Origin of the sequence: Staphylococcus sp. McC-251-APC-3A2 (assembly GCF_009695665.1) — a bacterium.
GTDB lineage: Bacteria > Bacillota > Bacilli > Staphylococcales > Staphylococcaceae > Staphylococcus > Staphylococcus cohnii.
On sequence record NZ_VUNO01000002.1, the window covers coordinates 270822 to 284145 of the forward strand.

Genomic DNA, 13324 nt, shown 5'->3' on the forward strand with positions numbered 1-13324 from the left:
AAGTTGATTTACCTTTTCTTTTTGAAAAAAGAATAAATCATTCTGTCCCCATAACTATAGAACGCATTGTAAATTGTATAATTTGTTGTATTATATAACTATATCAAGGGGGAATGTTACATGACTATTTTGACTATTTTACAGTTCATCGTCAACGTAATCATTGTTGTTTGTTTAATAAGCGTACTTGTTTTAGGGGCAGTATTACTTTTTAAAGATAAACGACAAAAGCAACATAGTGTTTTACGCAATTATCCATTACTCGCACGCATTCGATATTTTGGAGAAAAAATAGGGCCTGAGTTACGTCAATATTTATTTTTAGCAGATACCAAGGGTAAACCTTTTTCTCGTAATGACTTCACGAATATTGTATTAGCTGGGAAATATAATTCGAGAATGACTAGTTTCGGTACACAAAAAGATTATGAAGATGGTTTTTACATTCAAAATACTATGTTTCCGTTGCAATCTAAAGAATTACATATTGAACAGGCACCGTTGATTTCATCATTCATTTATACAATTGAAAATGAAAGACTATTTAATCGTGATGAACACCGTACAAAAACAGAGATAGATCCATTCTATTTAACAGATGAAGATGCTATTATTTTGGGTTCTGAATTGGAACATCCTTTCAAACTTAAAAGACTGGTTGGTCAATCAGGAATGAGTTATGGCGCTTTAGGGAGTCATGCGATTACGGCGCTATCAAAAGGATTAGGACAAGCTGGAACATGGATGAATACAGGTGAAGGTGGATTATCAAAACATCATTTATCAGGTAATGCAGATATCATCTTCCAGATAGGGCCCGGTTTATTTGGTGTACGAGATGCGTCAGGGCAATTTGATATCAATGCTTTCCAAGAGTTAGCAAATAAAGATGCTGTTAAAGCTTTTGAAATCAAATTAGCACAAGGTGCAAAAACACGAGGCGGTCATATGCAAGGTAATAAAGTAACACAGGAAATAGCTGACATTCGTAATGTTGAACCTTGGAAGACGATTAACTCACCTAACCGCTTTGACTCTATTGATGATCCAACCGATTTATTAAATTGGGTTACACAATTACAAAAAGTTGGTCAAAAGCCTGTTGGATTTAAAATTGTAATCAGTAAAGTATCAGAAGTTGAAGCGCTCGCACAAACAATGATTGAAACAAATCAATTTCCGAATTTCATTACTATTGATGGAGGCGAAGGTGGCACTGGCGCAACATTTCAAGAATTGCAAGATGGCCTAGGTTTGCCTTTATTCACTGCTTTACCAATTTTAACTGGTGTACTCGAGAAGTATGGTATACGCAATCGAATTAAAGTGTTTGCATCAGGTAAACTTGTAACACCTGATAAAATTGCTATTGCATTAGGTCTAGGTGCTGATTTAGTCAATGTTGCACGCGGTATGATGATTAGTGTCGGATGTATTATGAGTAGACAATGTCACATGAACACATGTCCTGTAGGTGTCGCAACGACAGATCCAAAGCGTGAAAAAGGATTGATTATAGATGAAAAAAATATCGCGTCACTAATTTTGTAACTAGCTTGCATGAAGGTTTATTTAATATTGCTGCCGCTGTAGGTGTAACCTCCCCGACTCAGATATCGAAAGAACATATTATTATCAAAAAGAAAGATGGTAATATTCAATCCATACATGATTATAAATTAAAACTACTAAACTATAATTAACTGCAAATATTAAAGCAGACAAGCACACAAACATCTTTGGTTAAAAAATAAATTTTAACAACATCTAGAAAGATACATTGAACAGAAATCTAATTTTATTTTAAATTTTTTCGTCGCCCCACCGTGACAATAAGGACTAGAATTGAAAAAAGTATAAAATGATTACCTATAATGACAAAATGAAGGCATCTGGAACGAATCAATGATGTCCCCGACGCCTTCATTTTGCAAATATTTATCTCTCAATAGTTCCATTTTTAAATAGAACTATTCAATTGCTCTGTTAGCTTAGTTTCTATTGTTTCTTGTTTATCTTCAAGTGGCTTAAATTCAAATGAATTACCATTAATAAAAACGGTCGGAATGCCTTTAATCCCTCTTTCAAATGCTTCTTCATTGATTGCTAACGAACGATCGTCAGCTTCTTTACGTGGTACAAGATTATATTCTTCTTCCATTTTTGTTTCAATTGTCGCAAAGTTAACTTTCCATTGCGCTTGCGTATTATACAATTCACGAATAATGTCTAAAGTTTTTTCAGGTTGTTGGTAGTTTAAATATATATTTGCTACAGTTCCTTTTAATAATCCTTGTTTAGTTTTATCAAAATGTTTGATTGTATGTTGAACTTTCCCTTGATCAATCAATGGCTTTAATACAGTGTCTGCAGCGAAAAAGTAGTTTTTGCAATACGGACAAGCGAAATTGATAAATGATTCTACTTTTATAGGTGCTGATTCTGAGCCTATTGTTAAATAATTAATTTCTGTCATTGTCTATCCCTCCACTTTGTTTATAATTATATTGAATCATGGACAGTTAGTGAATGCACACGTTTAGTCTTACTAAATCATTCAATGCAAATTTCAGCTGTATATAATCTATTAAATTAATAAAACAAAGCTCAATCAATTAGTTTATAAAGTAGTTCATGATAAAATGAATATAAATATTTTTATTAGGGGGTATAACATGAACAATTCAATCAAATTATTAGAATCATTAACAAATGTTGACGGTATTGCAGGACATGAAAAAGCAGTAAAAACACTTATGCGTGATTATTTGTCACCGGTAAGTGATGAAATTGTTGAAGACAATCTGGGTGGTATTTTCGGTAAAAAAGCTACATCTACTGGTAATAAGACATTAATGGTAGCAGGACATTTAGATGAAATCGGTTTTGTGGTTACTCAAATTGATAAAGATGGATTTTTAAAATTCACACCGATTGGTGGTTGGTGGAATCAAGTGATGTTATCTCAAAAAGTAACTGTCACAACTGATGAAGGTAAGAAAATCAGAGGTATTATCGGCTCCAAACCACCGCATGCCTTGTCACCGGAGGAACGTAAAAAAAATGTAGAAATTAAAGATATGTTTATTGATATTGGAGTTAAAAGTAAGAAAGAGGCTGAACAATTCGGCATCGAAATCGGCAATATGATCACACCATACAGTGAGTTTGAAACACTGGCAAATAGCAAGTACTTAACCGCTAAAGCTTTTGATAATCGTTACGGCTGTGCACTTGCTGTTGATGTTTTAAACAACCTAAAAAAAGAATCCATTGATATTAATTTAGTTTCAGGCGCCAACGTACAAGAAGAAGTGGGTCTTCGTGGTGCTAAAGTTGCAGCTAATAAGATCAAACCTGACTTAGCACTTGCTGTCGATGTTGCTGTTGCCTATGACACACCAGGTATGTCTGGTCAAACGAGTGAGACAGCTATTGGGCAAGGACCTGTAGTCATTATTATGGATGCTTCAAATGTTGGTCATGTTGGTTTTATTAATCATATTAAAAAAGTAGCTAAAAAACATAATATAGATATCCAATTAGATTCTACGCCTGGCGGTGGTACAGATGCTGGAAGTATTCATGTTGCCAATGAAGGTGTTCCTACAGTTTCTATTGGGGTAGCTCTACGTTATATGCATTCAAATGTTTCTGTATTGCATACAGATGATTATAAAAATTCCGTAGCCTTAGTAACTGAAATCGTTAAATCTTTAAGCGACGATGCAGTAGATAACATCATTTGGTAAACAACTCAAATCTATAAAAATTAAAGCCGTAAACATGAGTGACATCACTTTGTTTACGGCTTTTTTTATGATATTTAATAACAATTAATTTCAAATTATATCATTCTTAATACGAATTATTCCGTAGAGTTTTTCCAACGCGCATCACTTAACATTTCTCCCGGCCAAGTGTATGCCGTCACACCACCATCAATTGTAATGGTTTCACCTGTTATAAACGAACTGTCATCAGAAGCCAAGAAAGCAATGAGTTTACCTACTTCATCAGGTGTTCCCAAGCGTCCTAAAGGTGTAACCCACTTCTGATTTTCTCTAAATATTTGCCCTTGTTCATCTTCTTTGGTACCCGTCAATTTATCTACAAGTGGTGTTTCTATCGTACCTGGTGCGACTGCATTCGCTCTTATATGTTCACGTCCATATTCTATCGCTGTTGATCGAGTGAAATTGATGATACCTGCTTTTGCAGCGTTATATGCCGAACGATTTAAATCTGCAGCATTTCCAGAAAATGACGCCATATTAATGACGGAGCCACCGTTTGACATCATTAATGGTAAAAAGAATTTAGTCATTAGAAATGTCCCTCTTAAATCAACATTCATAATTCTATCAAACACATCAATTGGAAATTCATGAATACGTCCAGCACCATTATCAATACCAGCATTATTAAACAAAATATCAATGTGTTCATAATCTTCTTGAATAGATTGTGCAAGTCTTTCGACTGCATGTGCATCTGATACATCAACAATATATCCTGATGCTTTATTACCTGTCTGATTGATTGCTTTTACAGTATCATGTACAGAATCGGAAATATCAATAGCTAAAACATGTGCCCCTTCTTCAGCCAATATATGGGCAGAAGCAGCTCCAATGCCAGTACTTGCGCCTGTTATTACAGCAATCTTATTTTCTAATCTTTTCATCTATAACATATCTCCTTTTATTTCTCTTCTTTTTAATTTAATTACTCTGTAATGCATTTCCTTTTTCAACCACTTTTAAAACCTTTATATAAAGCTTTCATAGATGCTTTTCTATAGAAATTCAAAATTTATCATACTCATTTCAAAATGAGTTTGTTATAATTTCGATAACTTATTGGGGAGGTAATAAAAATGGCGTCGAATATTAGAGAAAAACCGACAATGATAAATAAATTCTTGAACATTGTAGAAAAAATTGGAAATAAATTACCTGATCCAAGTATATTGTTTTTTCTAATGTGTCTTGGACTTGCAATCATTACGTGGATTGTTTCACTTTTTCACGTCACTGTAAAACATCCTGGTACAGGAAATACCATTGCTATCAAAAATATTTTAAGCAAAGATGGTATTTCTATGATATTAAATGATGCGATCAAAAACTTCTCTGAGTTTCCTGCGCTTGGTTTAGTATTGTCAGTGATGCTTGGGGTTGGCATAGCTGAAAGAACAGGTTATTTTGATAAATTAATGGTACAAATTGTTCATAAAGCACCGAAACAAATTATTGTACCAGTAATTATACTCATAGGTATTATTGGTAATGCTGCTGGTGATGCAGCACCAATTGTTTTGCCACCATTAACTGCTATGGTCTTCATTAAATTAGGATATCACCCTATTGCTGGGTTAGCGATGGCTTACGCATCAGCACTTGGTGGATTTTCTGCGAACGTCATGATAGGAATGTCAGATGCATTGCTTTATGCTTTTACAGAACCAGCAACAAAAATCGTTTCTGATAAAATCACAGTTAATGTAGCTATGAATTGGTACTTTATTGCAGCTAGTGTTGCTGTTTTATTACCAGCAGTTTATTGGGTGACAATGCGCTTTGTCATCCCACGTTTAGGATCATATGATGATACGCAGTCTAATATTAAAATTGATGATGACAATCACGGTCTAACGTCTAAAGAGAGTAAGGCTGTGTTTTGGGCAAATATAAGTTTTATCACAACGCTTATTTTACTTATCGTTATGGCAATACCACAAAATAGTTTCTTAAGAAATGCTAAAACTGGTAGTTTATTGAATGACTCCCCTATTATCAATGGCGTTGGGCTGATTATTTTGCTTATTTTTTTAGTGCCTGGTTTGGTATATGGCATAATAATGAAAGAATTTAACAGTTCGAAAGATTTAGGTAAAATGCTCTCTGATTCAATGGCTTCCATGGGATCTTTTATCGTTATCGTCTTTTTTGCAGCACAATTACTGGCATTTTTAGAATGGAGTAATTTAGGTATGATCGTAGCAGTAAAAGGTGCTGAGGTACTTCAAGGTCAAAACGGAATCGTCCTTATTTTAGGTGTGATTTTTTTAGGCGCGCTTATTAATTTATTAGTCGGTAGTGCATCTGCAAAGTGGGGAATACTTGCTCCTATATTTATTCCAATGTTGGTGATTGTTGGCTTTCATCCTGCATTCACACAAATGTTGTATAGAATCGGTGATTCAATTAGTAACCCTATTACACCAATGATGCCCTATTTGCCACTACTTTTATCTTATGCTCAAAAATATGATAAAAATATGAAGTTAGGCTCGTTATTATCTAGTTTAATGCCTTATACGATTATTCTGAGTATCGTATGGCCAATATTCATGATTATATGGTACCTGCTAGGCTGGCCATTAGGCCCAGGAGGACCTTTAAACGTCAAATAATATGACATAAACACGATTAAGTTTTAACCTATATAAACAACACAGTCATTGATTGAACAATATTTAATTGAAATATCACAAATCATGCTATTTATTGTAATATTAAAGATGAAAGTGGGTAAATAAACTTTATAATAACTATTTACCTCATATGTACAGGAGGAGATTATGGAACGAATCGGATTAATAGACATCGGATCAAATACAATTAGATTAGTTATTTTTGAGTTCGATGCTAAAACAGGATTAAATGAAATTTTAAATATCAAAACACCAGCACGCTTAAGTCAATATTTAACAGATGATTTAACGATGAACCAGGATGGTATCGAGGTGTTGACGACAACGTTACACAGCTTTAAAAGTGTCGCTAATAAATTTGAAGTCAACGAATTACATCCTGTTGCGACAGCTGCTATTAGACAATCTACGAATCAAAAAGAAATTATCAGCCATATTAAAAGTGAACTTAATATCAATATCAAAATTATTCCTGAACAGGAAGAAGCTTTTTATGGTTTTTATGCAATCACCCACACTACCGATGTAGAAAATGGTGTTTCTATCGATATCGGTGGTGGTTCTACAGAAGTTACTTTATTCAAAGATAAGACCATCATCGAGGCTCATAGTTTTCCATTCGGTGTTGTAACTTTAAAGCGAAAGTTCTTTGAAGATAAAGATCATAATGATAAATCTGCAATTAAGGCAATGGAAAAATTTTTATCTAAACAATTCGAACAACTGCCATGGTTGCAAGACCAAGAAATCGCTTTAGTCGGCATTGGTGGATCAGCGCGTAACGTTGCACGCATTCACCAGTCAGAACATTCCTATCCTATTGGCGGTGTTCATAACTATTCGATGTCTGAGGAAGATATGGATGAGGTATATAAAATCATTAAAAAAAGTTCACGCGATGACTTAAAAGATATTGATGGATTAAGTAGAGATCGTATAGACATCATACTTCCAGCAGTATCTGTATTCAAATCTTTATTTGAACAAATCAATGCAACCCACTTCACTTTCTCACGTAAAGGGTTACGTGAAGGCTATATAATGAAGCTGATATCTGAACGTCATCCCCAAGAATTTAAAAAAGAAAATATAAGAAAAGATGCATTATATCATTTGGCAAATGAATATAGCATCGAAGAATCTAGTGCAAAACAACGTGTTAAATTGGCTCAATCATTGTTGTCACAACTGATTGATTTAGATAAGATTCAAGTTACTAAAAAAGAACAAGAACTTTTTGCGGAAGGCGCATATTTATATTATTTAGGAAGATTTATTGACGCTGATTCTAGTTCACCACATACGTATTACATTATAGCTAATTCAATGATTGATGGTTTTCCACATGAAGATCGCGTCAAACTCGCAATGTTAGCAAGTTTTAAAAATAAATCACTTTTAAAATTTTATAGCCAAGAAACCGAATGGTTACGTGGCAAAGAATTGGACCATGTTCAATTTTTAGGCGGTATCATCAAATTTGTAAATGCGCTAAATATATCACATACCAGCCCAGTAGAAAGTGTTGAATTACAAGAAGAAGATGGCGCATATACTTTATATGTCCGTTACATTGGTGAACCGATTGCTGAAGAATATCAATCTCATAGACAGAAAAAGCATATCGAGAAAATTTTAAAAGAGAATCTTTCTATCATCTTTACAAAATCTTAAAATTCATATGATAAATTGTACGTAGCAAAATATGTTAACAAGACTACAATAAGGTGGAATTAGAATTATGCAAAAGAAATTGGGAGAGAGAGATTTAAATTTACCACAATATTATAATAATAGAGAGCTCAGTTGGTTAGATTTTAACTATCGTGTATTACAAGAAGCCGAAGATAAAAATAATCCTTTATTGGAACAGTTAAAATTTATTTCTATATTTAGTTCTAACTTGGATGAATTCTTTATGGTGCGCGTAGCTGGCCTGCAAGATCAAGTTAAAATGGGCTATGATAAACCTGAAAACAAAGCGCAACTCACACCGAAAGAACAACTTGAGCAAATTAAAATAAAAAATAAAAAGTATGTAGATTTACAATATGCACGTTATAACGAATTAGTAGAGCTGTTAAAACAACATCGTGTGGAAGTGACAAAACCTGAATCTTTACCAGAGTCTTTATTACCACAGTTAGAGCGTGAATTTAAAACGGGCATCCTACCTACATTAACACCATTAGGTATCGATGCTTATCATCCTTTCCCAAAATTAAACAATAAGAGTTTGAATATATTTGTAGATATTGATACAGATGATTCAATTAATTCAGCTATTGTACAAATACCATCATTAATTCCAAGATTTTATACATTAAATCAAGGTCAAACTCAATATATTGTAATGTTGGAAGATATTATCACATATTACATTAATGAATTGTTCACTGGCTATGAAGTGTTAAATACCTTCACCTTTAGAATCACTCGTAATGCCGATTTAACCATCCATGAAGATGGTGCCGAAGATTTGTTAATTGAAATAGAACGCTTTTTAAAAGAACGTAAACGAGGAACAGCAGTACGTTTAGAGATAGATGGAAGACACGCAACCTATGAAGATGTCGTTTGGATTATCAATCAGTTGGAAGTTCACGATAATGATGTTTATTTTGTAGATGGCCCATTAGATTTAACACTGCTATTCGATCTTGTAGACCATTTATCTAACAGTTTAAAACATTTAACATATAATAAGTATCTACCACAGCCACCTCAATCCTTGGGTAATGAAGACATTTTCAAGCTATCATTAAAACGTGATATTTTCTTCCATCATCCGTATGAATCATTTGAACCAATTGTAGATTTCATTCGTGACGCCGCAAATGATCCGAACACGATTGCTATTAAACAAACATTATATCGCGTAAGTAAAGATTCACCTATAATTAATAGTTTGAAAACTGCTGCAGAAAATGGCAAGCAAGTGACTGTTCTTGTTGAATTAAAGGCCCGTTTTGATGAGGAAAATAATGTTCACTGGGCAAGAATGTTAGAAGATGCAGGCTGTCATGTTATTTATGGTATGACATATCTGAAGACACATAGTAAAATTTCACTTGTGGTCAAACGAAACAATCATCAGCTTACGTCGTTTGTACACTTAGGCACTGGAAACTATAACGATAAAACAGCAAAATTATACACAGATATGGGGATTATCACAACAAATCAAGAAATAGCAGAAGACGCTATTAACTTCTTTAACTATCTAAGTGGATATACACTGAAACCTAAATATAATAAACTCATTGTAGCCCCATACGACATACGTGATGTATTCTTAGCTCGAATAGATAAAGAAATCATATCACATCGTGAAAACGGAAATGGAAAAATAATGATGAAGATGAATTCATTAACAGATAAAGATATTATTCTTAAATTATTTGAAGCTTCTCGTGCCGGTGTAAAAGTAAAATTAATTATCCGTGGTATTTGTTGCTTAAAACCAGGTATACCAGATGTCAGTGATAATATTGAAGTAGTAAGTATCGTTGGCCGTTTCCTTGAACATTCTCGTATCTATTATTTCCATAATAATGGTGATGAAAAAATCTATCTCTCTTCAGCTGATGCGATGACACGTAATATGATTAAACGTGTCGAGATCTTATTCCCTGTCGATGATAAAAACATTGCTAAACGTTTATTAGATTATATGAATTTACAATTATCAGATAATCAAAAGGGTCGTTATCAGGACCAACAAGGTTATTACCATTACATTCATAATAATTTATCACCATTAAATTCACAGGCTTATTTAATGAAAGAAGCGATAACATTTGGCCAAAAATTAAAAGAGGCTTCTACCATTCCTCAACAAGTACCAATACAACATAAAAATAGATGGTTTTCTAAACTTAAAGATACGTTTAAACGGTAATAAAGTCCCACTTCTCAATTTATTGAGTTAGTGGGACTTTATGCATGAGCTACAGCTCAGGTAATCCTTAATACCACTTCTCAATTTATTGTGTTTCTGGGACTTTATGCATGAGCTACAGCTCAGGTAATCCTTAATACCACTTCTCAATTTATTGTGTTTCTGGGACTTTATGCATGAGCTACAGCTCAGGTAATCCTTAATACCACTTCTCAATTTATTGAGTTAGTGGGACTTTATGCATGAGCTACAGCTCAGGTAATCCTTAAATCCTAGTCATCTTTGCCGTTTTCAAACGACGTAACCATTTTTAAATATAATAGACCCATACCATTCTAATCCTATATTATTTTTGTATATAAGGTATATAACATCTTAAGTATCAAATTTTGCTATAATGATGACTAAATACAATCTAATTTATGAGGTGGTCATTTATGATAAATGTTGAAACATTAAAAAGTAGCTTTCCCCTACTCAATGACATGCAACAGTATAGACCGATATTTTGGAAAAATCCAAATTTCCGTAATGATGAAACTTTACCATTTTCATTAGATGATATAGAAGACGCTGCAACAAGACTAGAACGTTTTAGCAGCTATATACGTAATGTTTTTCCTGAAACTGAAAAAGACCATGGCCTCATTGAATCACCACTAAAAGCAATTCCTTTTATGCAACAATCATTAGTTGACTCTGAACAACTTGAACAAAGTGGTAAATTATGGCTTAAATGTGATAGTCATCTTGCTATTTCAGGTTCTATCAAAGCAAGAGGTGGTATATATGAAGTTCTAAAACTAGCTGAATCTATCGCTATAAAAGAATGTGGTTTAAAATATACGGATAATTATAAAGTTTTATCTGAACCAAAATATAAAGCGTGCTTTCGTAAATATACCGTTGCTGTCGGTTCAACTGGTAACCTGGGTTTAAGTATTGGCATTATGAGCGCACAATTAGGCTTTCAAGTCATCGTACATATGTCTAGTGACGCGCGTCAGTGGAAGAAAGACTTACTTCGTTCACGTGGTGTTGAAGTTGTTGAACACCAATCCGATTATCAATACGCAGTTGCTGAAGGACGAAAAGCTGCAGAAAATGATCCTACTTGTCATTTCGTAGATGACGAGGGTTCTGCTGATCTATTCTTAGGTTATACTGTTGCTGCATTACGGTTAAAAACACAACTTAATAATGAAGGCATACAAGTAGACGCTCAACATCCTCTTTTTGTATATCTGCCTTGTGGTGTTGGAGGAGGCCCAGGTGGTGTTGCCTTTGGATTAAATCAAGTATTTGGTGACCATGTGTATTGTCTATTCGCTGAACCTACACATGCGCCATGCATGACATTAGGTATGATGACACAACTTCATGACCAAATAGCTGTAACAGATATTGGATTAGACGGCCGTACTGATGCAGATGGTCTTGCTGTTGCTAGACCTTCAAAACTCGTTGGTCATATAATGAATTCATTATTATATGGTGCTTTTACTGTAGAAGATCAACAAATGTACCAATATTTATATCAGCTAAGCCAAAAAGAACGTATCTTTGTCGAACCTTCTGCAGCATCTGGTTTCGCAGGTTTAAAAGCAGTGTTGGAACATGCTGATAAAAACCATTTTAATTTATCCGATGCAAATCATATCGTATAGGCAACTGGTGGCAATATGGTACCTAAGGAAGAAATGTTAAAGTATGTGGCTCAAGGCAAACAATCATAAACTTAAGCGATTTAGAATCACATCTGACCAGGCACTCGAATGATAATATTTAAATCATTCATATTTAAAGTTTCACCCTACTTTATGCGTTGTTCGACGTCTTCTCTAAATCAAATCATATATAATCTGCTATATAAATTGATGACGTTAAACATGAATGTAATGCTATTTTTTATCAATACAATGGACTTAAAGTGGTATCATCTAATACTATTTTCAATCTAAAACCTAAAGCAAAATTTTAGGTTTTATTTTTATACACATAAATATGATATAAAAGCCATTTTAATCACTTTGCAAAGATTATTTTCTGAATATTTATTGAATTCTAAAATCAACTGTGTTAAAGTATGTTTTATCAATTTACTTTAGTTCGGTAGAGAAACAAAGTATTTAATAAAGGATGGTCATTATATTATGGATACGAAAGCACTTATTAATAATAAAGAACAAGAACTAGCTTTTTTAAAACATTTTCAACAAGCAGATTTTAAACTTGTTGATTTTAGTTTTATAGAATCATTATCTTGGCAATCACTTACACCTGATGATTTACAACAAATGACGGAACGTAGTTTTTGGCAACATGACCATCATATTTTTGCTTTGCGTAATGATTTCACAGATCAATTATTACGTTACTACAGTAACTATCAACCTGAACAGCAACGTTTAGCATATACTGGTCCCATCGTCAGAAATAACGAAGTCTACACTCAGTTAGGTATCGAACATTACAACCCAACAATTACAGATATGCAAAACGATTTTAAAACGTTTTATAACTTTATTAAGTATACGTTGAATGATGATATCGACTTTGTCATTTTAGGGCATTATCAATTAATAGATTTATTATTAGCTGCTAACGAACAAAATCAAACTATATTAAACCTTATACAAGAACGTAATATTTCAGAGTTAACTGCACAGTTAGGACTTGCACATCCTGTGGTACAGTTACTCACAACTAAAACTACGGAACAACTTGATTTATTAACCCATTTATTTCCGCATGATCATCGTACTATCCAGTCATTACATCGGTGGGAGCAATGGTTTAAATCACAAAATATTACTGAAATTCACCTTGATATAACCCCTAGACCACCACGTTCTTATTACAAAGGATCATTCATGAAATGCCATTTAAAAAACAATAAAACTCAGCGTCTAACTGGTGGATTTTACAAAGGGAAATTAGAAGGCTTTGGACTCGGATTTATACTATAAAAAAGGAGTGAAAAC

7 protein-coding genes and 2 pseudogenes are annotated in these 13324 nt (G+C 33.6%); 7 read left to right on the plus strand and 2 right to left on the minus strand.

Annotation, left to right across the window (positions count from 1 at the left end; translation table 11 throughout):
* Positions 1-120: 120 nt before the first annotated feature.
* Positions 121-1703 (plus strand): annotated as a pseudogene (locus tag FYJ81_RS06240) (FMN-binding glutamate synthase family protein).
* A gap of 257 nt (positions 1704-1960) precedes the next feature.
* Here FYJ81_RS06240 and FYJ81_RS06245 read toward each other — a convergent pair.
* Positions 1961-2476 (minus strand): thioredoxin domain-containing protein, encoded by a 516-nt coding sequence (locus FYJ81_RS06245; protein ID WP_107384101.1) that lies wholly within the window; start codon positions 2474-2476, stop codon positions 1961-1963.
* A gap of 199 nt (positions 2477-2675) precedes the next feature.
* Between FYJ81_RS06245 and FYJ81_RS06250 the strand changes: the two genes are divergently transcribed.
* A complete protein-coding gene (locus FYJ81_RS06250) occupies positions 2676-3752 on the plus strand; it encodes a M42 family metallopeptidase (RefSeq protein WP_154409464.1) in 1077 nt (358 codons plus the stop codon).
* 116 nt (positions 3753-3868) lie between these two features.
* Here FYJ81_RS06250 and FYJ81_RS06255 read toward each other — a convergent pair whose 3' ends face one another.
* Complete coding sequence (locus FYJ81_RS06255; protein WP_119535464.1) at positions 3869-4687, minus strand: SDR family oxidoreductase; 819 nt, start codon at positions 4685-4687, stop codon at positions 3869-3871.
* 192 nt (positions 4688-4879) lie between these two features.
* Here FYJ81_RS06255 and FYJ81_RS06260 point away from each other — a divergent pair, with 192 nt between their 5' ends.
* The 5 genes and pseudogenes from FYJ81_RS06260 (at position 4880) to FYJ81_RS06280 (ending at position 13309) form a co-directional block, all read left to right on the plus strand.
* A complete protein-coding gene (locus tag FYJ81_RS06260; protein ID WP_154409465.1) occupies positions 4880-6418 on the plus strand; it encodes an AbgT family transporter in 1539 nt (512 codons plus the stop codon).
* Between the two features lie 165 nt (positions 6419-6583).
* Positions 6584-8113 carry an exopolyphosphatase gene (ppx, locus tag FYJ81_RS06265; protein ID WP_182478551.1) on the plus strand — a complete coding sequence of 510 codons (1530 nt, stop codon included), beginning with the start codon at positions 6584-6586 and terminating at the stop codon, positions 8111-8113.
* Positions 8114-8180: 67 nt separating this feature from the next.
* Entirely contained in the window at positions 8181-10340 is a 2160-nt protein-coding gene (locus tag FYJ81_RS06270) for an RNA degradosome polyphosphate kinase (protein WP_107386254.1), read from the plus strand.
* Between the two features lie 437 nt (positions 10341-10777).
* Positions 10778-12076, plus strand: a pseudogene (locus FYJ81_RS06275) (D-serine ammonia-lyase).
* Between the two features lie 417 nt (positions 12077-12493).
* A complete protein-coding gene (locus FYJ81_RS06280) occupies positions 12494-13309 on the plus strand; it encodes an ATP phosphoribosyltransferase regulatory subunit (protein ID WP_107384108.1) in 816 nt (271 codons plus the stop codon).
* The last annotated feature ends 15 nt before the right edge of the window (positions 13310-13324 follow it).

Bases quoted from the DNA above. Each gene is read 5' to 3' on its own strand.
- FYJ81_RS06245 (WP_107384101.1), bottom strand. From the start codon at position 2,476: ATGACAGAAATTAATTATTTAACAATAGGCTCAGAATCAGCACCTATA.
- FYJ81_RS06250 (WP_154409464.1), top strand. From the start codon at position 2,676: ATGAACAATTCAATCAAATTATTAGAATCATTAACAAATGTTGACGGT.
- FYJ81_RS06255 (WP_119535464.1), bottom strand. From the start codon at position 4,687: ATGAAAAGATTAGAAAATAAGATTGCTGTAATAACAGGCGCAAGTACT.
- FYJ81_RS06260 (WP_154409465.1), top strand. From the start codon at position 4,880: ATGGCGTCGAATATTAGAGAAAAACCGACAATGATAAATAAATTCTTG.
- FYJ81_RS06270 (WP_107386254.1), top strand. From the start codon at position 8,181: ATGCAAAAGAAATTGGGAGAGAGAGATTTAAATTTACCACAATATTAT.
- FYJ81_RS06280 (WP_107384108.1), top strand. From the start codon at position 12,494: ATGGATACGAAAGCACTTATTAATAATAAAGAACAAGAACTAGCTTTT.